The 24,683-nt window shown below is 66.9% G+C and carries 25 protein-coding genes; 6 read left to right on the top strand and 19 right to left on the bottom strand.

What is annotated here, in order from left to right; translation table 11 throughout:
• Nucleotides 1-16: 16 nt before the first annotated feature.
• The 9 genes from AC1C2N_RS07225 to AC1C2N_RS07185 form a co-directional block, all read right to left on the bottom strand.
• A complete protein-coding gene (locus tag AC1C2N_RS07225; protein WP_495433466.1) occupies nt 17-1,645 on the bottom strand; it encodes an AAA family ATPase in 1,629 nt (542 codons plus the stop codon).
• Entirely contained in the window at nt 1,642-2,574 is a 933-nt protein-coding gene (locus AC1C2N_RS07220; protein WP_495433465.1) for a hypothetical protein, read from the bottom strand. The genes AC1C2N_RS07225 and AC1C2N_RS07220 overlap by 4 nt, the downstream gene beginning before the upstream one ends.
• A gap of 103 nt (nt 2,575-2,677) precedes the next feature.
• Entirely contained in the window at nt 2,678-3,445 is a 768-nt protein-coding gene (locus tag AC1C2N_RS07215) for an SGNH/GDSL hydrolase family protein (protein WP_495433464.1), read from the bottom strand.
• A gap of 618 nt (nt 3,446-4,063) precedes the next feature.
• On the bottom strand, nt 4,064-4,747 hold the full coding sequence (locus AC1C2N_RS07210) for an NAD(P)H-hydrate epimerase (protein ID WP_495433463.1): 684 nt from the start codon (nt 4,745-4,747) through the stop codon (nt 4,064-4,066).
• Nucleotides 4,744-5,100 (bottom strand): UBP-type zinc finger domain-containing protein, encoded by a 357-nt coding sequence (locus AC1C2N_RS07205; protein ID WP_495433462.1) that lies wholly within the window; start codon nt 5,098-5,100, stop codon nt 4,744-4,746. The genes AC1C2N_RS07210 and AC1C2N_RS07205 overlap by 4 nt, the downstream gene beginning before the upstream one ends.
• A gap of 102 nt (nt 5,101-5,202) precedes the next feature.
• The gene (locus tag AC1C2N_RS07200; RefSeq protein WP_483406258.1) at nt 5,203-6,051 is read right to left on the bottom strand and encodes a DUF1206 domain-containing protein; all 849 of its coding nucleotides are present in this window, start codon (nt 6,049-6,051) and stop codon (nt 5,203-5,205) included.
• Between the two features lie 81 nt (nt 6,052-6,132).
• Nucleotides 6,133-6,915: an alpha/beta fold hydrolase gene (locus AC1C2N_RS07195; protein ID WP_495433461.1), complete on the bottom strand. Its 783-nt coding sequence runs from the start codon at nt 6,913-6,915 to the stop codon at nt 6,133-6,135.
• Between the two features lie 39 nt (nt 6,916-6,954).
• A complete protein-coding gene (locus tag AC1C2N_RS07190; RefSeq protein WP_495433460.1) occupies nt 6,955-8,073 on the bottom strand; it encodes a YihY/virulence factor BrkB family protein in 1,119 nt (372 codons plus the stop codon).
• 110 nt (nt 8,074-8,183) lie between these two features.
• Complete coding sequence (locus AC1C2N_RS07185; protein WP_495433459.1) at nt 8,184-8,870, bottom strand: SRPBCC family protein; 687 nt, start codon at nt 8,868-8,870, stop codon at nt 8,184-8,186.
• A 161-nt stretch (nt 8,871-9,031) separates the two neighbouring features.
• On the opposite strand from AC1C2N_RS07185, the gene AC1C2N_RS07180 reads away from it, so the two are divergent.
• From AC1C2N_RS07180 to AC1C2N_RS07170, 3 genes are read left to right on the top strand one after another with little or no spacing between them, the layout of a single operon-like run.
• On the top strand, nt 9,032-9,367 hold the full coding sequence (locus AC1C2N_RS07180; protein WP_495433458.1) for an ArsR/SmtB family transcription factor: 336 nt from the start codon (nt 9,032-9,034) through the stop codon (nt 9,365-9,367).
• Nucleotides 9,364-9,837: an SRPBCC family protein gene (locus AC1C2N_RS07175; RefSeq protein WP_495433457.1), complete on the top strand. Its 474-nt coding sequence runs from the start codon at nt 9,364-9,366 to the stop codon at nt 9,835-9,837. Before AC1C2N_RS07180 ends, AC1C2N_RS07175 begins: the two co-directional genes overlap by 4 nt.
• A complete protein-coding gene (locus tag AC1C2N_RS07170) occupies nt 9,830-10,189 on the top strand; it encodes an iron chaperone (protein WP_483406264.1) in 360 nt (119 codons plus the stop codon). The genes AC1C2N_RS07175 and AC1C2N_RS07170 overlap by 8 nt, the downstream gene beginning before the upstream one ends.
• 57 nt (nt 10,190-10,246) lie before the next feature.
• Here AC1C2N_RS07170 and AC1C2N_RS07165 read toward each other — a convergent pair whose 3' ends face one another.
• Together AC1C2N_RS07165 and AC1C2N_RS07160 are read right to left on the bottom strand one after the other, a co-directional pair.
• Nucleotides 10,247-10,624 carry a DUF7715 family protein gene (locus AC1C2N_RS07165; RefSeq protein WP_495433456.1) on the bottom strand — a complete coding sequence of 126 codons (378 nt, stop codon included), beginning with the start codon at nt 10,622-10,624 and terminating at the stop codon, nt 10,247-10,249.
• A gap of 170 nt (nt 10,625-10,794) precedes the next feature.
• On the bottom strand, nt 10,795-12,453 hold the full coding sequence (locus tag AC1C2N_RS07160) for a catalase (protein WP_483406266.1): 1,659 nt from the start codon (nt 12,451-12,453) through the stop codon (nt 10,795-10,797).
• 109 nt (nt 12,454-12,562) lie between these two features.
• Between AC1C2N_RS07160 and AC1C2N_RS07155 the strand changes: the two genes are divergently transcribed.
• On the top strand, nt 12,563-13,045 hold the full coding sequence (locus AC1C2N_RS07155; protein WP_495433454.1) for a Fur family transcriptional regulator: 483 nt from the start codon (nt 12,563-12,565) through the stop codon (nt 13,043-13,045).
• A gap of 42 nt (nt 13,046-13,087) precedes the next feature.
• On the opposite strand, the gene AC1C2N_RS07150 is transcribed toward AC1C2N_RS07155, so the two are convergent.
• Nucleotides 13,088-14,200 (bottom strand): carboxylate-amine ligase, encoded by a 1,113-nt coding sequence (locus AC1C2N_RS07150; RefSeq protein WP_495433452.1) that lies wholly within the window; start codon nt 14,198-14,200, stop codon nt 13,088-13,090.
• A 79-nt stretch (nt 14,201-14,279) separates the two neighbouring features.
• On the opposite strand from AC1C2N_RS07150, the gene AC1C2N_RS07145 reads away from it, so the two are divergent.
• A complete protein-coding gene (locus tag AC1C2N_RS07145; RefSeq protein WP_495433451.1) occupies nt 14,280-15,089 on the top strand; it encodes a class II glutamine amidotransferase in 810 nt (269 codons plus the stop codon).
• Nucleotides 15,090-15,630: 541 nt separating this feature from the next.
• Here AC1C2N_RS07145 and AC1C2N_RS07140 read toward each other — a convergent pair.
• The 5 genes from AC1C2N_RS07140 to AC1C2N_RS07120 all read right to left on the bottom strand — a co-directional run bounded on the left by AC1C2N_RS07140 (nt 15,631) and on the right by AC1C2N_RS07120 (nt 21,067).
• The gene (locus AC1C2N_RS07140; RefSeq protein WP_495433450.1) at nt 15,631-16,086 is read right to left on the bottom strand and encodes a nucleoside deaminase; all 456 of its coding nucleotides are present in this window, start codon (nt 16,084-16,086) and stop codon (nt 15,631-15,633) included.
• 230 nt (nt 16,087-16,316) lie between these two features.
• Nucleotides 16,317-17,216, bottom strand: a complete 900-nt coding sequence (locus tag AC1C2N_RS07135) for an ABC transporter permease (RefSeq protein ID WP_495433448.1) — start codon at nt 17,214-17,216, stop codon at nt 16,317-16,319.
• Nucleotides 17,213-18,295 (bottom strand): ABC transporter permease, encoded by a 1,083-nt coding sequence (locus AC1C2N_RS07130; protein ID WP_483406272.1) that lies wholly within the window; start codon nt 18,293-18,295, stop codon nt 17,213-17,215. Before AC1C2N_RS07130 ends, AC1C2N_RS07135 begins: the two co-directional genes overlap by 4 nt.
• Entirely contained in the window at nt 18,292-19,983 is a 1,692-nt protein-coding gene (locus AC1C2N_RS07125) for an ABC transporter ATP-binding protein (RefSeq protein WP_495433447.1), read from the bottom strand. Before AC1C2N_RS07125 ends, AC1C2N_RS07130 begins: the two co-directional genes overlap by 4 nt.
• A gap of 7 nt (nt 19,984-19,990) precedes the next feature.
• Nucleotides 19,991-21,067, bottom strand: coding sequence for a BMP family protein (locus tag AC1C2N_RS07120; RefSeq protein WP_483406274.1), 1,077 nt, complete (start codon nt 21,065-21,067; stop codon nt 19,991-19,993).
• A gap of 321 nt (nt 21,068-21,388) precedes the next feature.
• On the opposite strand from AC1C2N_RS07120, the gene AC1C2N_RS07115 reads away from it, so the two are divergent.
• A complete protein-coding gene (locus AC1C2N_RS07115; RefSeq protein WP_495433445.1) occupies nt 21,389-22,918 on the top strand; it encodes a PucR family transcriptional regulator in 1,530 nt (509 codons plus the stop codon).
• A 99-nt stretch (nt 22,919-23,017) separates the two neighbouring features.
• On the opposite strand, the gene AC1C2N_RS07110 is transcribed toward AC1C2N_RS07115, so the two are convergent.
• Together AC1C2N_RS07110 and AC1C2N_RS07105 are read right to left on the bottom strand one after the other, a co-directional pair.
• Nucleotides 23,018-23,221, bottom strand: coding sequence for a hypothetical protein (locus tag AC1C2N_RS07110; RefSeq protein ID WP_495433444.1), 204 nt, complete (start codon nt 23,219-23,221; stop codon nt 23,018-23,020).
• A 124-nt stretch (nt 23,222-23,345) separates the two neighbouring features.
• Nucleotides 23,346-24,683, bottom strand: coding sequence for an MFS transporter (locus AC1C2N_RS07105; protein WP_495433443.1), 1,338 nt, complete (start codon nt 24,681-24,683; stop codon nt 23,346-23,348).

The following is a 24,683-nucleotide window of genomic DNA, read 5'->3' as shown; positions in this document are numbered from 1 at the left end:
GATGCCGTCGGCCGGCCTAGAAGTCGACGGTGCGCCCGCCGCGCCGGCTCGACAGCCCGGCACCGACGGCATCGCCGGCACCGACCAGGGCGTCTTCGTCGGCGTCGATGTCTTCACTGCCCGTCGCGCGAACCGCGCGGACTTCGGCCCACGCCCGGATCGACTGGACCTCCTCCGCCTGGGTCACGGCGAGCGGGATCATGTTGGTGACGGCCTCGACGAGGTCATCGACGCTCACCTGGCGGCGCTCGGCGAATGCCTCATAGAGCGCGACGATCACAGCCTGTTCGATCTCGGCCCCCGAGTAGTTCTCGCTCGCCTCGACGAGAGTGTCGACGGCCTGAGGCCCGAGCGCGGAGAGACCGTTGTGCTCCGTGGCGTTCGACGCGAGCTGGATGGTCCAGATCGCGCGCCGTTCTACGGCCGTTGGCAGGTCGACGAAGAAGATCTCGTCGAACCGCCCCTTGCGCATGAATTCCGGCGGCAACGAGTCGATGTTGTTCGCCGTGGCGACAACGAACACAGGATGCTTCTTCTCCTGCATCCAGGTCAGGAAGTATCCGAACACACGCGCTGTGGTGCCCGAGTCGCCGCTGCCCGTGGTGTTGGAGAATCCCTTTTCGATCTCGTCGACCCACAGGATGCACGGCGAAACGGCCTCGGCGGTCGCGAGAGCGTTGCGGAGGTTCTGCTCGGAGGATCCGACGAGACCGGAAAAGATGCGGCCGATGTCGAGGCGGAGCAGGGGCAGGCCCCACGAGGCGGCCATCGCCTTGGCGGTGAGGGACTTTCCACAGCCGGGAACACCGGTGATGAGCACACCCTTGGGCGCGGGAAGCCCGAACTCCTCCGCCTCGGCCAGCCAGGATCCGTTGCGCCGGGACAGCCAGCGCTTGAGGTTATTGAGCCCGCCGACGCTGTCGAGGTCGAGTGCCTTCGTGACGAAGTCGAGCAGGCCTGACTTGCTGACGATCTGGCGCTTCTCGTCGAGCACGACAGTGATGTCACTCGCGGTGAGGTGCCCGTCGTCGACCATGGCGCGGGCGAACGCGTTCTCCGCCTCGCTCATGGTCAGGCCGCGGGCCGCCTGGACGAGGCTCTCGAGCGTCTTGGCGTCAGCCTCCACGCGGATCCTGCCGCCACCCGATGTGTTGTTCTCGATCATGGCGTCGAGCATCGCGGCCAGCTCTGTGGTGTTCGGCAGCGGGAATTCGAGCAGGTGGGCGAGCTTGTCGAGCTCCGGAGGGATGGCGCGAACCGGCGCCGTCACGATCAACGCGCGCGCGGCATCCGCGTGCCGTAATTCGAGGACCGTCTCCCGCACCTTGCGCACGATGACCGGGTCTCCCGGGCGCTGCTCGGTGCCGAAGTAGGCGTGCAGGTCGCAGAACACGAAGACCGCGTTCTCGGGGATAGTGATGATGTGGTCGAGCGCGCGGGAGGGCGTCGTCGTGTTGTTGACGCCCTTGCCGTCCGGTCCGATCAGTCCCGTTGCGCTGGTCCAGGTCCAGACCTCGCGGGGACGGCGGAGAGCCTGTGCAGCACGTGTGATCTCCTCGAGGGCGCGGACTTCCTCACTCGTTTCGATGTACAGAAGCGGCAGGCGTGCTTTGAATGCCTGGTCGAGGGTCTCGGCGAAACTCATGGCGTTCCTCTCGTGGAGCGTGCGGATGTCGTCGGCGAAGTTGCGTCGCTGCCGAACGCGGCCGGTGCTGACGGTGCCGTCGGTGCTGGCGGTGCCGTCGGTGCTGGTGTCGTCGGCGAGTCGGGATCGGGGCTCGGCTCGCCCGGAGCATCAGCCAGCTCATCGATGTCGACCGACCAGACGCCGCGATCCATGTCCGACTCGATGGTGATGAACACCGAGTCTGCGGGATCCCACGACACCCGTTGCTTCACATCGCCGGACTCGATGATGGGCTGGTCGCTCTCACCGCCGGCGGTTTGGATCGTGACAAAGAAGGTGCCGTCGCCCGAGTGGGTGAACAGTGCGCTGACGGCATCCCCCCGGTACAGGAGGAGGCCATTGCCTTTCCCTGTCGAATACCCCGTGGTCATTTCGTGAACCTCAGCGCGAGCCATGGTGAAGCTCCAGTCACCCTCGGCGCGCACCCATAATTCGAGGTCTCCGTCGGGAGGAATCACGTAGGTCTCAGCGCCCGGCTCGTACAGATAGGCGATGTCGTCGGGGTAACCACGGTCGTCGGCTGGCCTGCCGAGGTCTTCCGTGCGCGTGCTGTACAGAGCGACGTTGCCGCCATCGACCAGGTTCACCTGATATGGCTGCTGGTCGTGCTGCTCGAACGGGATGCTGATGAGCCCGCTGCCGCTGCCGGAATAGACGTCGGCATCGCCGTCTACGTCGGCATCCGCGGTGAGGATCGCCGGTTCTTCCTGCTCCCACGGCATTTCACCGCCGAGGGTACCCACCCCGTCATCCCCGATACCCACATTGTCGAACGCGTTGAGCGAACCGATAAAGAGGGCGATGGTGCCCACCAGCCACACGCCCACCGAGAAAGAGCTGATGCGCCTGCTCGCGGACTTCGACACTGTGATGTCCCTCAGACTCACGATGCGTATCCCTCCCGGTGTTGCGGCACGACGTCCCAAGACTAGTGGGCGAGCGCGCCGTTTCGCGGGAGTTGTGATGGGCAGAGCTGCCCATCATCGGGGGTCAGTCGACGGGCAGCAGGGTCGCGCGTTTGGGCTCTCGTCCGTCGCCAGACGACCGCCCGGTGACGCGGCGGCCGATCCACGGCAGGACGAACTCCCGGTAGTACGCTGCGGTGTTGCGTGAGCGGGGCCCTGAGGCCGCTGCCGCGACCTCGTCGACGCCCCACTCCGGCGGAACGGGGACGCCGAGGGCGGTGAGTACGTTGGATGCGACACGGGCGTGGCCGAGTGCGTTCAGGTGAAGCTTGTCTGGCGACCAGTAACGGATGTCGGTGAGCGTTTCGTCTGCCCAGTTGTTGACGATCGTGACGCGAGGGTCTTTCAGTGCCGCGAAGACGGCATCCGCCAGCTGGTCACCGCGCTTCTGCATCAGGCCGCCCATCGGGAGGTGACGGGACGGGTTCGCGCCGGCGAGGACCACGATCGAGAGGTCGGGCTCCTGGAGGGCGCGGTCGACGAGTTTGACCGTCTCGTCGACGACCCAGTCGATGGCAACGCGCGGCCGCATGATGTCGTTGCCGCCACCGTTGAAGCTGATCAGGTCGGGCTTCAGGGCGAGGGCTGGTTCGAGTTGCTCGGCGATGATCGGGCCGAGTTTGCGCCCGCGGATCGCGAGGTTAGCGTAGCCGATCGGTTCGTGTGCCGCGGCCTGCAGCCCGAGTGCAACGAAGTCCGCCCAGCCTCGCACGCGGCCGTCGGGCAGTTCGTCGCCGACGCCCTCGGTGAAGCTGTCGCCGAGGGCGACGTAACGGAAGTATCGAGCGGTCATTGGGTCACTCCGAACGGATGCCGTTCGCACCGGATGCGCGGACGGACACATTCCATTATCACCGCCGCCGCCGCGGGCTCCAGAGGCGTCGGGTACGCGGGCTGCGATGGGCGCGTTCTCCGGCGCGGGCTCAGCCGTCGCACATGCCGGGTTCCGGGTGGATAACTCGACATTCGCGACCGATGAGGGCCGCCGCCGCGCGACCATTCGACCCATCCGTCGCACATGCCGGGTTCTCCACCGGAAACCCGACCCCCGTGACGGATGAACGCAACCCGCGGCACCGGCCCAGGTTCGTCCGTCGCAGATGCCGGGTTTTGCACGCACAACCCGACATTCGCGACCGATGAGGGCCACCACCGCGCGACCATTCGGCTCGTCCGTAGCGGATGCCGGGTTCCGCTCCCGAAACCCGAGCCCCGTGACGGATGAACGCAACCCGCAGCACCGGCCCGGGCTCATCCGTCGCAGATGCCAGGCTCCGGGTGGATAACTCGACATTCGCGACCGATGAGGGCCACCACCGCGCGACCATTCGGCTCATCCGTCGCACATGCCAGGTTTTGCACGCACAGCCCGACAGGTGTGCCGGACGAACCCGTGGCATCACGCGGGGCGTCAGGCCTCGGGCGCCAGCCGCGCGAGCTCGGGACCCAGCCCGATGTCGACGACCACGATCCGGCCCGCGTAGTCGGCGGCCGGACGGGTCAGCAGCCCGGTCTTGCACGCTCCGAACGTGACGGTCAGGTCGGCGTGCAGCACCGTCGGGTCCGGCACCGTGCCGTCATCGGGGTGCACACCGCTCGGCAGGTCCACCGCCACCACGACGGGCGGGCGCTTGCTGGCCAGTACCGGCAGGATCGCGGCGACGAGCTCCCTGGCCCGCCCGCGCAGCGCGGGGCTGTCGCTCGTTCCGGTGCCGAGGATGCCATCGACCACCACGTCGGATTTTCTGGCGACGGATGCCACGGCATCCGTGTCGATATCGGCCGACAGCATCCGCGCGCCCGCGTCGAGAACGGCCGCGCGGCCTTCGTCGTGCATGCGATCGGCGGTGGGGAGGACCGTGACATCGACCCCGGCCGCGGCGAGCTCGGCACCGGCGAAGAGGGCGTCGCCGCCGTTGTTGCCAGGGCCGACGAGCAGGAGGACTCGCCCGGGGCGGTCGGGAGGAAGGAGCAGCCACAGCTCACGGGCGAGCGCCGCGGCGGCCCTCTGCATCAGTGGAACGCCGGCGGCGAGGAGCGGAGCTTCGGCTGCCCTGATCTGCGCGGCGGTATACGCGGCGGGTGCAGCGCTCACCGCTCTGCGCCGAGCAGTTCACGCCAGTTCGGGGGAACCAGCGACGCGGGGCCAGGAACCGGCTGCCCGGCGGGATGGCTCGTCGGTTCGGCGAGCGCCGGTCCACGCACATACGTCTCGTCGGTGTAGCTCCAGAACCAGTCCTCGCCCGGTTCGAAACTCTGGATGATGGGATGCCCGGTCTGGGCGTAGTGCGCCGTCGCATGCTTCGCGAGGGAGTCGTCGCAGCATCCGACGTGGCCACACTCCGCACAACGACGCAGGTGCAACCACCAGCCGCCGTTCGCTTCGCAGTCCACGCACCCCGTCGTGGTCGGCGCGGCCCCTGGGTTGATTCCGTCACTGTCGGTCATGGCGTGTCACCTCCCGCTCGGATGGAGCCTACTCCGCGGGCCCCGTCGACGGTACTGTACGGGGGCTGTGACCGGCGCTGCGAGCGACGCTAGCGACCGGCGTTAGAGCCGAGCGAACCGGGCCCGCGCGAAGCAGTACACGCCGTAGGCAATGAGGCCGAGCGCCACGACGGTCAGGATCACCGGTCCGAGCGGCAGCTCGGCCAGGGACTTGAGGGCGCCGTCCAGACCTGTCGCTTCACTGGCATCCGCGGTGAACCCGGCGACACAGAACAGGATGCCGACAACCGCGATGGCGATGCCCTTCGCGATGTAACCGGTCTGGCCAAGCACGGTGACCGTTCGACCGGTCTTCCCCGACGGCGCGGTGATGTCCTCGAGGAACTTCTTACGGGCGCCCTTCACGACGAAGTACACGCCGACGGCGAGAACACCGAGTCCGAGCAGCACCACGAGGATGACGCCGCCCGGTGTCGCCAGGAGCGTCGCGGTGAGGCCCTGCGTTTGGCCTGAACTGCTGCTGCCGCCTCCGGTCGCCACACTGAATGCTGAGAAGCCGATGGCGAGGTACGCGATCGCCTTGCCGCCTTCCTTCGCGCGCTCGGCCCAGGCATCCTTGTCGCTGCCACGCACCAGCACGGTTTCCAGCACCTGGAACAGCCCGAGAGCCCAGAGGCCGATTGTCACGGTCCAGAGCAGGAAGGTTCCGCCCGGAGACGACGCCAGACCGCTGAGCGCCCCGCCCTGGTCTGCCTCGCCGCCGGCGCCGAATGCGACACTGAGGGCGATGCCCCCGATGAGGATGTGCAGGAGGCCGTTGACCGCAAAGCCGCCGCGGGCCATCAGCTGGAAGGCGTGGTTGTCCTGAAGCCGGGATGCAGCCGAGCGTGCCGATCCGGACGAGTGGCCGCTGGGTGAGGCGGAGGACGATGACGCTGCGCGAGAAGACATGGCTTTTACCCTAGGGGTGACCATCGCTTCGGCGACAAAATTGCGACCCCCTTGCACTCGGGGCCGTCAGTCTCTACCGCGTCAGCTCGCGGTGAGGAATGCCAGGGCCGCGCTGCGGAAATCCTTCGACGTCGGTGCGTTGAAGTGGTTCCTGCCGGGGATCTCGAAGAAGGTGCCGTTCGGCGCCGACGCCGCGAGGGTGCGGGTTTTCTCGAGGATCGCATCCTCACTGCCCGTCGCGAACAGCACGGGCTGCTGCGGCGGATTCGCCGGGTCGGGCTGCGCGCCGCCGCGCATCCCCTCGACGAGCGAGATCAGCGCGGCGAGATCGTTGCCACGGATGCCGCTCGCCATCGACACGTAGGCTCCCGTGAGTTTGTCGGTGGGTGCGGTTCCAGTCTCGAGGCATTCGCGAGCCTCATCGATGCGGAACCGGGTCAGCGGGTCGCCGTCGGGGATCCCGCCGAGAACAGCGCGGGTAATCCGGTGGGGAAGGTCGAGGCACGCCTGCCAGCCCACCCTGGCGCCGAGTGAGTAGCCGACGAAGAGTGCTTCATCGATGAGGAAGGTGTCGAGTACATCGAGCAGATCGTCGACGAGCAGCGGCATCGAGTACGCCTCGGGCGAGTGCGGCTTGCTGCTCGCGCCGTGCCCGCGCTGGTCGATCGCGAGCACGCGGAATCCGGCACGGCTGAGCACACGGGTCCACCCGGCGTGGTGCCAGTTGAGCAGTCCCCCCGAGGCGAAACCGTGCACGAGGACAACCGGCTGCCCGGCGGGATCGCCGAACTCATAGGTTGCGATCCGGATGTTGTCCCGAGCGAGAACGAAGCGGGGGTCCGGCGATTCGGGCAGCAAGGGCATGCTCCCATTATCGCCGGACCCCCGGTTGGTTCCGTTTCGTCAGCTGCGGCGGTCGTTCCGCGACTCCGACCCCGGAGCGGACTGCGACTCGCCTCGCGTCTCACGCAGCTTGCGGCCGCGCTCGATGTCGTCTTTTTCCTTCTCGAGCTTCTTCTCGCTCGCTTTGGTGTCGCGCGGCGGAAGCTGCAGCGAATCCTCGGCCTCGATTCCGCCCTGGAGCTGGCGACCCCGCTCCATTTCAGCATCGAACTCTGCACCGAACAGCAGCGACAGGTTCATCAGCCAGAGCCAGAGCAGCATGATGATGACGCCGGCAATGCTTCCGTAGGTGGCCTGGTAGTTCGAGAAGTTCGACACGTAGAAGAAGAAGGCGACGGTTGCGATTGCCATGACGAGCAGGGCAATGAACGCGCCGAGGGTCATCCACTTGAACTTCGGCTGCTTCACATTGGGGGTGCCGTAGTAGAGGACGGCGACCATGATGATCGCGAGAATCGCGATGACCGGCCACTTGGCGATGTTCCAGACGGTCACCGCAACGTCGCCGAGCCCGATCACATCGCCAATTGCCTTGGCGATCGGACCGGAGATGATCAGCAGGAGGATGATCACGACAGCGATGACGAGAAGCACGACGGTGATCAGCAGGATCACGGGGCGCAGCTTCCAGAACGGCCGACCCTCGTCGACTTCGTACACCTGGTTCATTGCCTGGCTGAAGGCATTCACGTAACCCGAGGCCGACCAGATCGCACCGAGGAGACCGATGACGAGTGCGAGCCCGGCGCCCGGTGCACTCGCGAGTTGCTCGATCGGTCCGCGCAGGGTCTCGGCCGTCGACTCGGATCCGGCGGTCTCGATGATCTGCAACAGCAGCTTGGTTGTCTCACCGGCCTCGCCGAACAGGCCGATCAGCGAGATCAGCGCGAGCAGCGCGGGGAAGATCGCCAACACGGCGTAGTAGGTCAGAGCGGCGGCGAGGGTGGTGCACTTGTCACGGCCGAACTCGCGGAGCGTTCGCTTGAACACGTATCCCCACGACGGCTTCTTCACGTCGCTGGGGTCGTCTGGCTTACGCGAGTCATTCGGGTCTGGAGCGTTCTGCTCCTTCGCGACGCTGTCCTCGCGGCCCTTGCTCGGGTTGTCTTTGGTACTCATGTGTTGCCCCTTCGAATCGGCCGTTCACACGGTCGGCATTCAAGGTTCGCTGAGCAACCCGCTTGAGGCCAGAGGGTCGACGGATGCCGTCGGCAAAGTTATAGTGCCGGTCACTGGCCGCGGGGCTCGTGGCTGTCCGCCTCTCCGGAGACCGCCGCGACCAGGCGATCGAGCGTCAGTTCCCAGTTCTCTTCGACGCCGGACTCAGCCCACGCCCGCGCTTGCTGGGTAGTGAGGTGGTCGGGCAACGCGAGGGAAAAGACCATGTCTGTCCCGGCATCCGCTCCGCTGTCCGTTCCCGGGGCCGCGCCGCTATCGGGAGTGCTGTCGGTGGATCTGTCGGCAGCTCTGTCCGCACTACGGGCTGCACCGCTGTCGGCACTCTCTCCGCTGTCGTCCGCGCGGCGGGTGACGTCCGCGGCATCCGACCGGTCAGCGTCTGCGTCTGCGTCACCGAGGATCACCGTGACAAGAGGGACATCGCCGAGTTGGCTCATCGTGATCTCCGGCCACCCGCCGACGGCGCCCCACGAGAACACGAGCCTGTCGACCGGCGAGATTTCGCGGTAGATCCCGCCGGTCACGTACCTCGTGAACTCATCGATGACCATCTGCTGCCGCCACGCACCGCCCACGCGAAGGTCGATATCGATGGGCTCGGTCGGGAGCGGAGCTGTGTCGTTATAGAACCAGCCGAGGTGAGCCGGGTCGGTCCAGGCTCGGAATACCGCGGTACGCGGGGCGTTGACGTGGCAGACCAGCGTGAATCCCCGGTGCAGCTCGTATGTTGCGATCATGGTCGTACTCCTTGCGGGCGGATGGTGCTCGAACGCCGCCTCACTCAAGAGAACGCTCCGGCACACGGGCCGTCAACCCGTAGACACCGGGGTTTTTGCGCCTCCACATTCGACGCTCTGTTCTCTTGTGGACTGCTCGATGCCGACCTACACTGAACCACATGGTTCACGATTCAGTTCTCGACCGGGCGTTCTCCGCTCTCTCAGACACCACACGACGTTCGGTTCTCACCCGGCTGGGTGACGGGCCGGCAACGATCGGTGAACTCGCTGAACCAGCGGGCATGACGCTGACCGGCATGAAGAAGCACGTCCAGGTGCTCGAAGACGCCGGACTCGTCTCGACCGAAAAAGTCGGGCGCACACGACAGGTCCGACTCGGAACCGAACGACTGGACGACGCCATGGCGTGGATCAGCTTCTACCAGCGGCTCTGGGAGCGTCGACTCGACGGCCTGGACGCCTACTTCACGCTCCAGAAGGGAACAGAGAAATGAGCGAACAACCGGGCACCACCGACACCATCGGACTGCGGATCACGCGGTTCCTTCCCGCGACCCCCGACGAGGTCTTCGACGCCTATACGGATGCCGACAAGCAGAAGATCTGGTTCAGCATTCTTGACGAGAAGCCAGGGATCGTCGACATCCACGTCGACTTGCGCGTCGGCGGAAAGCAGACCGCCGTGTGGGGTCCTGATGCCGACACCCTCTTCCACGAGACGCAGACGTTCCTCGAGATCGACCGCCCGCACCGGCTCGTGACGGAGTCGACCGGCGGCGGACCGGACGGGTCGGCGATGACCACTCGCATCGAGGTCACTTTCGACGCCCAGGACGACGGATGCCTCGTCACCGTCGTGCAGACCGGATTCCCGGCCGTCGAGGTACGCGACTTCTTCAGCCAGGAAGTGTGGAACGGTGCGTTTGCGCGCATCGAAGCGTACCTGCGAGCCCAGCATGTCTAGCCCGGCCACCGTCGACGAGTACATCGCCGGCTTTCCCGCCGAGCGTCAGGTCGTCCTCCAGAACATCCGGGAGGCGATTCACCGGGGCGTACCTCACGCCGATGAGAAGATCCGTTACGGGATGCCGGCGATCATGCTGGGCGGGCGCTACGCCATCCACTTCGCGGGCTGGAAGAAACACATCGGTCTGTATCCGGTGCCGCGCTTCGACGAGTCCCTCGAAGCCGAGGTGGCGCCCCACCGCAGCGAGAAAGACTCGGTGACCTTTCCGTGGGAATCGCCAGCGCCGCTGGCTCTGATCGAGCGGGTGGCCGCCGCCATCGCGCGCAAAGCACCGGGCGGCTCTCCGTAACGCCCGCAGCCGGCGGTCCGCTCACGGTCAGTACCCGGTGCCGCGTTCAGCCGGCGGTCAGTACCCGGAACCGCGTTCCTGCAGAAACGCGTACCCGTCGCGCCGACCGACCACTGACCCCACTGGCCACCGATTGGCGGTGAAGCGCGAGTCACGCACCATCTGGTCCGCGTAACCGTCGCGGCCGCACTCGCGGCAGCATCCGCCCACCACAATTTTCCGGAATTCCCTGACGTCGAGAAACGGCAGGTCGGCGATCACGGCCTGCGTCGTCAGTCGCCCGGACGCAGCGCCGATGAACGAGAAGCCGCCAACACAATCCCTGACGTCGCACGAACACGGGCCGGGGTCGATCACCAGTTCACCCTCGATCGCCAGTGAGTTGATGCTGCCGTCGGGGCCCTCGATTACGGGTGGTGCCACAAGTACCTTCATGATGTCCTCCATCGAATTGGATAGGTTCATCCGGCACACTTCAGGTATAGAACGCCCCACCGACATTGCAGCGAGGGCGGATGCGGCGAGCGCCAGCATCCGCACAGCAAAAAACGGCGGGCCCCGGGAGATTTCCCGGGGCCCGCCGTTTCACTACGGGTTGGTGCTGGTTACAGCGTTACAACGACGTGCTCGTTGGGCACGCAGTGGGTCATCACCAGTCCGGCGATGTCCCGCGGGCCGTTGTTGCCGAGGTTCGCGAGACGGGCAAGCTCAGCCTCGTTGAGCGTCTGGCTCGCGAGCGGCGGCAGGTGACGAACGTCGTCAGCGCTGATGCCAAGACCGGCACCGACGCGGGCGCCGAGGGAGTCCTCCACCATGAAGAAGTGCCAGACCATACGTTCCTGCACCTCGCGGCTCGCCTGTCCGATGAGCTCGACGAAGTTGGCGACGAGGTCGTCCTGCTCCCACGGCTCCATGAGCAGGAAGCGCTGGCCAGCCTGCGTGTAGTCATCGGTGCGCGGGATGCGCTTGCGCGTGAGGCGCCCGACGATCTCGGGACCCTGCTCGTCGTGGGTCGGGTACGTGGCTTCACGCAGCGAACCATCGGTGATCGACGGCTCGTAGTTGATGTGCGGGTTCTCTCCGCCGTCCACGTGATAGGTCATCTGGCCGTCGCGCTGGTTCGTGTGAACCTTGGCGTTCTTGGCCTGGTTGACCGGGAGCTGGAGGTAGTTCGGTCCGACGCGGTAGCGCTGGGTGTCGCTGTACGAGAACGTACGGCCAACGAGCATCTTGTCGTCGGAGAAGTCGAGACCGTCGACGAGCACACCGGTGCCGAACGAGAGCTGCTCGTTCTCGGCGAAGAAGTTGGAGACGTTGCGGTTGAGCACCATCTTTCCGACCGTCTTCGGCGGGAAGTCATTCTCCGGCCAGAGCTTGGTGTCGTCGAGCGGGTCGAAGTCGAGCTCGTCGTGAGCGTCGTCAGACATGAGCTGAACGCGCAGTTCCCACTCGGGGTACTCGCCGTTCTCGATCGACTCGTAGAGGTCCTTGGATGCGTGACCGAGGTCGCCGGCCTGAACTGCCGCTGCGTCCTTCTCGGTCATGCTCTTGACGCCGACGCTCGGAATCCAGTGGTACTTGACCAGCTTGGTCTCGCCCTCAGAGTTCACCCACTTGTAGGTGTTGACGCCGAAGCCCTGCATGGTCCGGTAGTTGGCCGGGATGCCGCGCGGGCTGAAGAGGTTGACGAGCATGTGCATCGACTCTGGGGTCTGCGACATGAAGTCGAAGATGCGAGCCGGCTCCTGGCGGAAGGTCACCGGGTCTGGCTTCAGGGAGTGGATGACGTCGGGGAACTTGATCGCGTCGCGGATGAAGAAAACGCCGAGGTTGTTGCCGACGAGGTCCCAGTTGCCGTCTTCGGTGTAGAACTTGACCGCGAATCCGCGGGGGTCACGTGCGGCTTCGGAAGAGTCGCGTCCGCCGATAACGGAGGAGAAGCGGATGGCAAGGTCAGTGCGCTTGCCCGGCTCCTGGAAGAGCTTGGCGCGGGTGTACTTGGAGATGGGCTCGTCGCCCCAGTTGCCGGTTGCCTCGAAGTAGCCGAATGCGACGGCGCCGCGTGCGTGAACGACGCGCTCGGGGATACGCTCGCGGTCGAAGTGGCTGATCTTCTCGAGGAACTGGTAGTTCTCGAGTGTGGCCGGGCCGCGTGCGCCGACGGTGCGCGAGTTCTGGTTGTCGTAGACGGGGTGACCCTGTCGGTTGGTCAGGACCTCCCGGTCATCGCCCTCTGCGGGTGGCTGGCTTGCGACATCGGTCATGGATTTCTCCTCATTTACTGCATTACGCATCTGGACGTTCCAAACACGGAAGTTGCTTCAGCTTACGGCCTTGTTTTGACTAAATCAAAACAAGGCCTAGCATTGACCCATGGCACTTGCGGCTGACCCCCAACTCGACGTAGAGGTGTTCGGCGCGGCCGCACTCGACACCGATGTACTCCGACAGTCGCTTCGCGCGGCGGGACTCAGGGTGACGGCGCCGCGCCTTGCCGTTCTGGAAGCGGTCGAAAACTATCCGCACTCCAGCGCCGAAGAGATCTTCACGAGGGTCCAGCAACTCCTGGGCAGCTCATCACCGCAAGCCGTCTACGGCATCCTCGCCGTGTTCACCTCTTCAGGCCTCGCCCGGCGCTTTGACCCGCCAGGATCCCCCGCGCTCTTCGAGCGAAAGGTTGGTGACAACCACCACCACCTGCTCTGCGTGCGCTGCGGTGCGGTGAAGGACGTGGACTGCGTCATCGGCGAAGCCCCCTGCCTGACTCCCTCCGATACATCCGGGTTCGAGATCTTCGCCGCCGAAGTGATCTTCAACGGCATCTGCGAAGAATGCCAGACGGCATCCGCCCAGTAACTGACCGGCGTCTGTACCGGTAACAATCTGTACCGGTAACAATCAGAGCGCGTCCTGCCCCGCGGTCAGTCTGGCGAGGTCAGCGACGACGTCGGCGAACTGCCCGGTGCGCGCGAGAACGGCCCGCTGGCGCATCGCACCGTTCCCCCGTGCCAGCACCGCGTCCATGCGCTGTTCGACGAGCTCTTCGTCGCCGCTCTGACGAAGAGCGGGCCGTACCAGGTCGAGGAGATCGGTGACGACCTCCGCAGCCGGCCGCGGCGTGAGTTTGACCGGGTCGACAAGCATGCCCTCGAGTCCGTAACGACCGGCCTGCCAGCCCGCGAGGCGCACCAGCGCAGCCGGCACCTGCGGCGCTCGCTCGCCGTCACGCCACAGGGCCACGGCCGTCTCCACAAGACCGCGACACAGGGCCGCGATCAACACGGTGTCGGCGGCATCCGCACAGACATCCGGCACCCGGATCTCCACCGTCGGCGCGTGGTGCGACAGGCGCGCGTCGAAGTACACCATGCCCCTGTCGAGCATGACGCCCGAGTCGAGCATGGCCGCGACCGTCGCGTGATAATGCTCTGCTGAGCCGAACACTTCGGTCGGCCCGGCGGTCGGCCAGCGCAGCATTGCCTGCGACCGGTAGCTCGCGTAGCTCGAGTCAGCTCCCTGCCAGAACGGCGAGTTCGCGCTCAACGCGACGAGCACGGGCAGCCAGCAGCGGATCCCATCGAGGGCGGCAACACCCTCCTCGTCCGACTCGACCTGCACGTGGACGTGACACGCGCAGGTCAACTGTTCCGTGGCGGTGATTCCGAATACCTCGGCCATGTGCTCATACCGGGGATGCGAAAACAGCCGCGGCTCAACCCGCAGCGGCGACGTGGCCGACGCAATCACGCGCACTCCGGCATCCCTCGCTGCGTCGATCGCCCGTGAACGACACTGACGGATGTCATCGGCCAGCTCTGTGAGATCGGCGTGCGGGGCCGTATTGGTCTCGACCATCTGCTGCTGCACCTCGTGCTCGAGCCGTCCGCCGAGGTGGTCGTGAGACCCGGGGACATCGTTGGTCTGGCGGAGGACGCGCGTCGCCACCGACCGCGCGGCACCACTCTTCGGATCAACCAGGAACAGCTCTTCCTCGACCCCGACGGTGCGCATGCGTATAGTGTCGCAGCCCGCATCGGTTGCCACCAGCGCGAGAGTGGAGAAAGCTGGACACTGCGGAAGGGGGTGCGCCATGTGCCGATTGCTTGGTTACGTTGCACACCGCCCTGTCGCCGCTGTCGACGTGCTGGGTGAGGGGCCATTCGAGGCGTTCACCTCGCTCGCGTCACTCCACGGCGATGGCTGGGGAATGGCATGGCGCGACGGCGACCACCTCACGCACGCGGTCTCCAGCCCGGATTCGGCGGCCCGCGACCCTCGGTACACCGAACTCACCCACACGCCGCTCGGCTCAGCGGGGCTGGTGCACCTGCGCTGGGCCACCGGGGGCCTTCCCGTCGCACCGGAGAACACGCATCCGTTCACCGATGGGCAATACGTGTTCGCCCACAACGGCAACATCACACCGATCTCCCGGCTCGACGAGCTGCTCACGCCGGAGTCGACGGCGAAGCTCAGGGGTGCGACCGACAGTGAGCGGTATTTCCGTTTCATCATGCAGTGCATCGGGGAGAGCGGAAGCGAGGCGAGCGGCGTCACGCGCGCGCTGCACACGATGATGAAGGATTTCTCGGACGCGAGTCTCAACGCGCTTCTGCTCACGCCAACGACCCTGTTCGCGATCCACATCAACAGCCGGGCTGCGTCACCGCCCCCCGCGCTGAGTGCCCTCTATGACTCGTATGAGGACATGCCACCCCGGCACGCGACCGAGTATTACGCGATGGACTACCGCGTGAGTGCGGATGCCGTTCACATCATTTCGAGCGGGCTGGACGAGCCGGGGTGGACGCACGTGCCGCCCGACTCGGCGGCGATGATCGACCTCGACACCCGTGCGGTGACGCGGCTCGACCTCCTGCCGGTCGGGCCGGGGATCTGAGCGGGCCGCCGGGGCGGCCCTTCACCTCGAGCGCGGCATATCCATGCCCGCGCTACAGATACTTCTGCGGCCTGAGCATGGATGTGCAGCGCCGGGTGAGGGCGCCGCCGAGCAGCCCGCCCGCTTGCCCCGCGGCATCCGCTCACCGCGCCCACAGCAGCCGCCGCCCGCCCGCACCCGCCCGCGCGGCATCCGTACTCAGCATCCGCGCCCCACACTGAGCGCGCCACTTCCATGCCCGCGCTACAGATACCTCTGCAGCGCGGGCATGGATGTGCAGCGCCGGGTGAGGGCGCCGCCGAGCAACCCGCCCACTTGCCCCGCAGCATCCGCTCTCAACATCTGCCGCCGCCCGCCCGCACCCGCCCGCGCGGCATCCGCACTCAGCATCCGCGCCCCACACTGAGCGCGGCACTTCCATGCCCGCGCTACAGATACTTCTGCAGCTTGAGCATGGATATGCAGCGCCGGGCGGTGAAGGGTGGGGTTGGTGAGAGGGAGCCCAGAGAGAGGAGTGGGGCTCGGCGCGCGCCGCAGCCCGCTACTCGCCGATGTCCTCATTCCAGAGCGACGGCTCCGCCGCGATGAACTCGCCCATGAGCTCGACGCACTCCGCACTGTCGAGCACCACCACATCGACGCCACGCTCGCGGAGATAGTCCTCGCCGCCATAGAAGGTCGAGTTCTCGCCGATGATCACGCGCGGAATCTTGTACAGCAGGATCGCGCCGGTGCACATGTCGCACGGCGACAGCGTCGTCACCATGGTGGCCCGAGCGTAGACGCTCGCCGGCAGCCTGCCCGCATTCTCCAGGCAGTTGGTTTCACCGTGGTGGATCGGGCTGGCGTCCTGCACGCGTCGGTTGTGCCCGGTGGCGAGCACCTGTCCATCGACGATCAGGGCAGCACCGATCGGGATGCCGCCTTCCGCTCGACTCTTCCTGGCCTCGGCGATGGCCACGTCGAGTTGTTCGGCGTCAGTGAGGGGTGTCGGCATTGTTGCTCCGTTCGAGAGACGTGACGGGGTGGGATGTGAGGAAGTGGGATGCGACGGGGTGGGACGAGACGAGGTTGACTTCGGCGCTGTTGGCTTCGGCACGGTCGGCGCAGTTGGCTTCAGCACGGTGGAAGTCGGCGCAATTGGCTCTGGCGCAGTTGGCTGAACCACAGTTGTCTGAAGCGCACTGGGCTGCGGCGCCGGGGCGGACAACGGCATGGAACCGGACATCACGCCCGCCGATACGGTTTGAGGTAGGCACCCGGATACCGGACGCCGCGCCCCCAGATGGCGAGCGCCGCGATGACGACGAGGTACGGGAACGCGATGAGCAACTCGTTGGGCACGTCGCTGAACAGCGGCGTGATCGCGAGCTGCAGCTGCAACGCGTCCACAACGGCGAAGAGCAGCGCGCCGGCGACAACCGGCCACACCTTCCAGCGTCCGAAGATGACGAGCGCGATACAGATCCAGCCGCGCCCGCTGACGATGTCGATGGTGAACGCACCGAGCAGCGACAGCGTGAGAAAGGAACCGCCGAGAGCCATCAGCACGCTGCCCAGGATCAGCGCGGCGTAGCGCGTTTTCGCGACCGGGATGCCGGCGGCATCCGCTGCCTCAGGGTTCTCGCCGACGGCCCGGAGACGCAGCCCAAACCCGCTCGAGCGCAACACCCACCACAGCGCCGGTGCGAGCAACAGGAACGCGACGTACGTCATCGGGTATTGCGACAGCATCCCGCCACCGGGCAGCAACCGATCGAACTTCTCGGTCGTGGTCTGCCCACCGCCCGAGAACAGCAGCCGGTTGGTGAAGTCGCAGGCCGCGACGAGCAGCAGGGTCGTGCCGATACCGGCGACGTGCTGGTTCACGCCGAGCGTGACGGTCAACAGGCCCATCAACGCACCGGCGAGCGCACCGGCCACAATGGCCGCGGCGAGGCCGAACCAGAGCGACCCGCTCATCACCGTGGCGAGGAACCCGCAGAACGCCCCGGCGTACATCGTCCCCTCGATACCCAGATTCAGGATGCCGGCACGCTCGTTGATGACCGCACCGAGCGCCGCCCAGACGAGCGGGGTAGCAATGGTGAGGGTGGCGGCGAGGATCGCGAACAGTGGCAGGTTCATGCGCTGTCCCCCTCGCTCGTCGACGGCTTTCTTCGGCGGAAGACGACCGTGTAGCGCCGCAGCGCGAGGAAGGACACAACGGAGAGCAGGAGCGTCGAACTGACGATCGCGCCCATCTGCGTCGGCAGCTGGAGCGTGATCGACGCATTCTGCGCACCGACGGTGATCGTGCCGAGCAGCAGCGCGACGAGGAGCACGCCACCGGCGGTCAGCGCGCCAAGCGTCGCGATGACGACACCGGTGTAGCCGTAACCGTTCGAGATGCCCGCGGTCAGCTGGTGCTGCACGCCGAGCACCTGGGTCGCGCCGCCCAGCCCGGCGATCCCGCCGGAGATCAGGGCGAAGCGCCACTGCAGCTTCGCGACCGGGATGCCGGAGAACTGCGCGGCCGCTGGTGCCTGACCCGCCGCCTTGAGCTTGAGCCCGAGCGGGGTGAACGACATCACGACGAAGGCAATGAGAACGAGCACGAGGCCGATGATGAGTCCCCAGTGCGCGCGCGAACCGTCGATGATCGCGGGCAGCGTGTAGCCGTCGCCGTACCTGTCGCTGTCGGGGAAACCGCTCTGCGAGTTGCGCCACGGCCCGTTGAGCAATCCCTGGATGAGCAGCAGCGCAACCGGGTTGAGCAGCAGTGTCGTGACGACCTCGTCGATGTGGGCGTGCCGCTTGAGCCAGGCCGGCACGAACGCCCACGCCACTCCCCCGAGTGCTCCGGCTCCGAGCGCCAGCGGCAGGGCAACAAACGCCGGAGCGTCGGCGAGATACAGCCCGGGTACCGTTGCGGCGGCGGCTCCCGCGAGAAACTGCCCCTCAGCACCGATGTTGTAGTAACCGACCCGGAACGCGACGGCCACCGCGAGTCCCGTGAAGATCAGCGGGGTGGATGCCAGCAGCACCTCGTTGAGGCCGCCGATGGTCGTCAGCGGGGTGACGAGGTAGCGCTGGAAGGCGGCGGCGGGATTAGCGCCGGCCAACCGGATCGGCGCCGCGGTGATGAGGAGCGTGACGATCACCGCGAGCGCGACGGCAGCGGGTGCGAGCCATCGGGGCTCGGTCGCGCGAAGGAGGATTTTCATGCGGCATCCTCCGCCCGGTGTCCGGTCATCAGCAGTCCGAGCGAGTCGTGCGTCGCCTCGGCCACAGGCAGTTCGCCGATGATCCGGCCCGAGAAGATCACGGCGATGCGGTCACAGAGGCCGAGGAGCTCGTCGAGGTCCTCGGAGATGAGCAGAACGCCGGCACCCTGGTCGCGCAACGCGCGCAGCTGGGAGTACACGTACTCGCACGCACCGATGTCGAGCCCGCGGGTCGGTTGCGACGCGACGAGCGCGCGCGGATTGCGGGAGATCGCGCGGGCGAGGAGCACTTTCTGCATGTTCCCGCCCGACAGCGACTTGATCGGATCGCTCGCCGACGCGCGGATATCAAAGCGCTCAATGAGCGCAGCGACGTGCTCGCGAATCGCCCGCCGGTCAAGAAACGGCCCACGCCGAAAATCATCGAGGTCTTCGAGCACGAGGTTCTGGCCCACGCTGAGCGACGGAATGACACTTCCCTTGCGGTCCTCGGTGAGCCGGCCGAACCCGGCTTTGATCCGAGCGCCAGGCTCGAGCCCGGTGATGTCGGTTCCGGCAACGCGCACCGATCCGCTCGTCGCCGGCAGGGTTCCGCAGAGCACCGACACGAGTTCGGTCTGCCCGTTGCCCGAGACCCCGGCGATCCCGACGATCTCACCGCGACCAACGCGCAGGGTGACACCGTCGAGCACCGTCGAGCTTGCGGTGCCGAGGCTGACCCCGCTGAGTTCGAGTGCCGCTTCACCGGGAAGGTCGCGAGCGGATGCCGTCGGCGTCACGATTGCGTCTGCCGTCGGCGCAGCATTCGTTGCATCGGCAGCCGTCGGCGCAGCATCCGTGGGCGCAGCGGCAGTCGCGACAGAAAGATCGTCGGGCTCGAGCCCGATACTCGTGGCCAGCGCGATCGATGGCGCGTCGACCGGTGCGGTCGAGCCCACCATGAGCGCGGCGATATCGCGCGGCTCGAGCCCCTCGGCGGGACGGGACGCGACGATCCGGCCGCGCCGGAGGATGCTCACCCGATCGGCGATGCGGGTGACCTCGTGCAGTTTGTGGGAGATGAAGATGACACCCATGCCATCGGCGGTGAGTCGTTCGATCGATGCAAAGAGCAGCTCGACATCCTGCGGCACGAGCACAGCGGTCGGCTCATCGAGGATGAGCACGCGGCAGTCATGGAACAGCGCCTTCACGATCTCCACCCGCTGGCGTTCACCGACCGAGAGCGCGCCGACGAGAGCGTCGGGGTCGAGCGAGACGCCGATCCGCGCCGCAGCAGCAAGCACCCGCTCCCGGGCATCCGCGGTCCGCACCCGGCCCAGCCCGACGCCCGCGAGCATGAGGTTCTCGGTCACCGTCATGGTGTCGACGAGCGAGAACTCCTGGGTGACCATTCCGATTCCGGATGCCATGGCATCCGCCGGTGAATCAATACGGGTCGGCACACCGTCGATGCGGATCTCGCCGCTGTCGGGCTGACTGAGGCCGTAGAGGATGCGGGTGAGCGTCGACTTGCCCGCGCCGTTTTCACCGAGGAGCGCGTGGACCTCCCCTCGGGCGACGGCGAGCGAAATCGAGTCGTTCGCGACGACGGCACCGAAGGTCTTGGTGATGTCGATGAGCTCGGCGAGCGGGGTGGAATCGTGTGGGGCGGCGTCCGGCACCGCCCCGGTGGTGCGAGAGATCACGGAGCGCTTACTCGCCGATCGTGGTCGAGCCCGCTGGGGCTTCTTCGTTGACCGGCGTCTCGAAGCTGCCGTCGAGGATCTCGGCCTGGCGGGCCTCGACCTTCTCGATCAGGTCTGCCGGGATCTCGAACGCGGTCTCGGTGTTGATCGGGGCGAGTGAGCTTCCGCCGTTGACCATGAAGGAGTATTCGGCGAGGTTGGATGCCTCGAACTCACCGGCGGCGACAGCCTCGACGATTGCCTCAACGGTGGGGCGCATGTCCCAGAGCAGGGAGGAGACCACGTGGTCGGGAGCCTGGTCCTGCTGGTCGACCATCATGCCGAAGACGGGGAGCCCGTTCTCGTCCGCGGCGGCGATGACGCCGTCACGTTCGGCGAAGAGCACGTCGGCCCCGCCGGCAATAGCGGCCTCCGCAGCCTGCTTGGCCGTGGCCGGGTCGAAGAACGAGTTGATGAACGACACGGTGACCGTCGCCGTCGGGTTGGTTTCCTCGACGCCCGCGATGAAACCGTTGACGATGCGGTTGACCTCGGGGATCGGCATCGCGCCGACGACGCCGATGGTGCCCGTCTCGGTGAGTCCACCGGCGAGCATTCCGGCGAGGTAGGCAGGGTCCTGCATCCAGTTGTCGAAGACGCTGAAGTTCGGTGCCTGCTCCTCGCCGCCCGATCCGAACGCGAACGCAATATCGGGGAACTCGGCCGCAACGGTACGGACAGCGTCTTCCGCCGCGAACGCGTCGCCGATGATGATGTCGGGTGCCTGGTTGGTGGCGATGTCGCGCAGTGCGCGTTCCATCTCATCGGCGGTGTGCAGGTTGTCTGTGTGCTCGTAGGTGATCAGGCCGTCTTCCTCGGCCGACTCGAGCGCCGCGTGGATGGCGCCGTCCCACGGCTCTTCGAGCGGCGTCGCGAACGCGCCGAACACCGAGGGAACGTCACTGCCGCCCTCGCTCGTCGGCGCACCGCCCGAGCCCTCGTTGCCCGTCGTGCCTCCGCATCCGGCGAGGAGAAGCACTGCTGCGGATGCCACGCCAATCGTTGCGAGCATTCGGGCGGGACGGCGGGAGGAGCGGTCGAGCATCGGGGCCTTCTCTCGGGTGGGTGCGGGGTGTGGCTGGCGGTGTTGCTGGACTCGGGTGGTGGTGGTGCCGGTGTTCGTGCGGTGTTGCGCTGGTGCAGGTGGGGCGGTGTTCGGGTGGGGGTGCGGTGCTCGGGTGGTGATGGTGCGGTGTGCGGGCGGGTATTGGGCGGTGTCGCAGTGTGCGGGTGGGGCGGGCGTGAGCCGGGTGGGGTGACCTTCTTTGAGAATAGGGTGACGGCATCCGATGTCATCAGGGACACAGTGTCATTTCTGCCGCGTTAACTCTTGACACTGTGTCTGGTGCGCTGGGAGGGTATGGAAATGCCCCTGACCGTGACTGACCTCCTCGATTTGCCCGTGCTCGCGCGGGCACGACCCGAGATTGTCAGCGGCGAGAACCTCGACGCCCGGGCGGTGCGGTGGGTGCACTCGAGCGAGATTTACGAGATCTCATCGCTTCTCCGGGGCGGAGAGGTGCTCCTGACCACGGGTCTTGGTCTGGTCGCGCTGACCCCCGAGGCGAGGCGCGCCTACATCGCGGACCTCGCCCGCGTCGGAATCTCCGCCCTGATGCTCGAACTCGGCCGTACGTTTCCGGTTGCGCCGGATGACCTCGTCGACGAAGCCCGCCGGGTGGGACTGCCCCTCGTGCTTCTGCACGGGGTGGTCCCGTTCATCGAGGTGACCCAGGTTGCCCACGCACTGCTGCTCGGTTCCGACCTTGACAGCCTGACGCTCGCGGCATCCGTCACCGAACGACTGCTGCTCGCGCTCGGCGAGCGCGCCGGCCTAGTCGGGTTGACCGGCATCGTCGGTGAGCTCGCGGGGTGCGGAGTTGCGCTGTACACCGCTGACGGGGAGCTTGTTGCCGGGATAGCGACGGATGCCGGCGCAGAATCCGCGGCCCACCGTGAACCGATCGTCGCCGGCGGGGTCGTCTGGGGTGAGCTCGTGCTCGATGGCGCTCCGACCGACCGAGTTCGCACGGTCGCCGCCCGGGCCGCGCAGGTGCTCGCCGCCGAGGTTGCGCGCTCGGGCTCGTCTCCGGTGAGCCGCAACCAGGCCGGGGCGGAGCTGCTGCGGGACATCGTGACGGGGCGGTATGGCTCCACCGGCGAACTCACCAGCCGCGCCCTCGGAACCGGTATGACGGTGCGGCCCGGGCATAGGGCGCTGGCTCTGTGCGTGCGACCGCGCACCGCGAACACGACGGCCAACGCCGTTCTCATCGCGGCACGGGAGGCAGCACGGCGCGTGTTCACCGGATCGATCACCGCTGAGCACGATGGCGACATTCTCGTCGCCGCAGTGATCGCCCCCCGTGACCTGCGCGCGGCCGTTGCGCGGTTCGCCGACGAGGTCGAGGGCGAGTTGCGGTCGACCACGGGTGGAAGCGTGCTCGTCAGTGCCGGCAACGCCGTCGATGATGTGCCCGCGCTCGTGAGTGCCTTCCCGAGCGCGCGCGACACTGCACGGCTGGCGATGCGGCTGACTCCGGCGGCGCGTGTCGTGGTCGCGGCCGACTTTGCGCTGTACCAGCTGCTTGCCTCGTTCGTCGACGATGAGGCGCTCGAGCGGTTCGTCAACGACCAGCTCGGCGACCTGCTCGCGCATGACGCCCACACCGGCGCCGGCCTCGTGATGACCCTCGATGCGTACCTCGCTGCCGGGCTGTCAAAGACGCGAACGGCGGATGCCCTCGGCATCCGTCGCCAGACGCTCTACGGCAGGCTCGAACGGATCAGTCGGCTGCTCGGCGGGCTGGACCTCGACAACCGCGAGCGGCGCACCGCCCTCGACCTGGCGCTCGTGAGCTGGCGGCTGCGGGTGGCGGCGGCGGTGCGGGCCTGAGTCGCATCCGCCCTCAACGCACCCAGCGCTGCAGATGCATGCCCGCGCTGCAGATACTTCTGCAGCGTGAGCAAGTAACTGCAGCGCTCGGCACTCGCGTCACGCTGCCGCGCGACCATCCTGCTCGACTCGCCCCGCAGCATCCGTTGCCCACCTCAGCCCGTCTGCACGCCCACCCGCCTCGAGCGCTGCAGATCCATGCCCGCGCTGCAGATACTTCTGCAGCGTGAGCAAGTAACTGCAGCGCTCGGCACTCGCGCCACGCTGCCGCGCGACCATCCTGCTCGACTCGCCCCGCGGCATCCGTTGCCCACCTCAGCCCGTCTGCACGCCCACCAGCCTCGAGCGCTGCAGATCCTGCGTTCCGCTACAGAAGCTTCTGCCGCGCACAACGAGTTTCTGCAGCGCTCGGCGCGCGCGAGCGCGCTCAGGCGCCGTCGTACGTCCGCGGCCCGATGCTCAGCGACGGGACAAACCGGGTACGCCGCACCTGCAACCGAAGCTGCCCGCGCCGCGCGAGCACGATCGCGACGATGGCCGCGGCGAGCGCCGGCACACCACCCGAGACGATCATGCCGACGTTCGCGCCGAACTCCTCGATGAGAACACCCATGAGCGGCCCGCCGATCGCCTGCCCGCCGAGCAGCACGAGAACGTAGAGCGACATCACCCGCCCGCGGATGCCGATGTTGCTCGACATCTGCACGAGCGAGTTCGACGCGGTGAGGAAGAGAAGGGATGCCACGCCCACCGTGACGAGGCAGACCGAGAACAGCGCAACCGACGGCATGAAGCCTGCCGCAGCCTGGAGCAGCCCGGTCGCGCCGACGCAGATCACGATCGTCCGCAGCCGGATGGAGGCCCGTCGGGTCGACAGCAGCGCACCGACGAGCGCCCCGACGGCGACCATTGAGTTGAAGAGGCCGTAGCCGCCCGGTCCGACGTTGAATACGTCGGCGGCGTATGACGCAAGCAGCACGGGCATCGTGAGCCCGAACACGGCGAACACCGCGATGAGGATCACCGGGTACACAATCGTGGGCTTGGACTTCGCGTAGCGCAGCCCCTCCCTGAGCTGACCCTTCGCCCGCGGCGACGGCGCGAGCCGGGTCATCTGGTCGGTGCGGAGCATCCAGAGCATGCCGATGACGATGACGCACGCCACCCCGTTGATGACGAACGCGGGCCCGGCTCCGACGGTGAGCAGCAGCACACCGGCGATCGCGGGCCCGATCATCCCGGCCAGTTGGAACACCGACGAGTTGATGCTGATCGCGTTGCGCAGGTTGCGCTGCCCGACCAGCTCGGTGACGATGACCTGGCGCGCGGGGTTGTCGATCACCGTGACGAGCCCGGTCGCGAACGCGATCGCGAAGACGTGCCACGCTTCAACCGTGCCGGTCAGCGCGAGGGCCGCGAGACCCAAACTGAGCACGGCGAAGAGCGCCTGCGTGATGACCATGAGCATCCGTTTGCTGTATCGGTCGACGATCACGCCGCCGAACAGGCCCAAAAGCAGCATCGGCGCGAACTGCATTGCCACGGTGATGCCGACCGCTGTGGCGCTGCCGGTCAGTTCGAGCACGAGCCAGTCCTGGGCGATCCGCTGGGTCCAGCCCGCGGTCATCGCGAGCAGGTTGCCGATGGTCCACAGCCGGAAGTTCGGCACGCTCAGCGCGATGAAGGTCTTGCGCCACGGCAGTCGACCGGTCTGAAGGGAGAGGGGTTCGGTGGGCGGGAATGCGGTGAGAGGCGCGCTGGCCAC

Source organism: Mycetocola sp. Y791 (genome assembly GCF_059445325.1).
The sequence above is the reverse complement of the archived record's forward strand: the minus strand, read 5'-3'. Positions and strand labels throughout refer to the sequence as shown.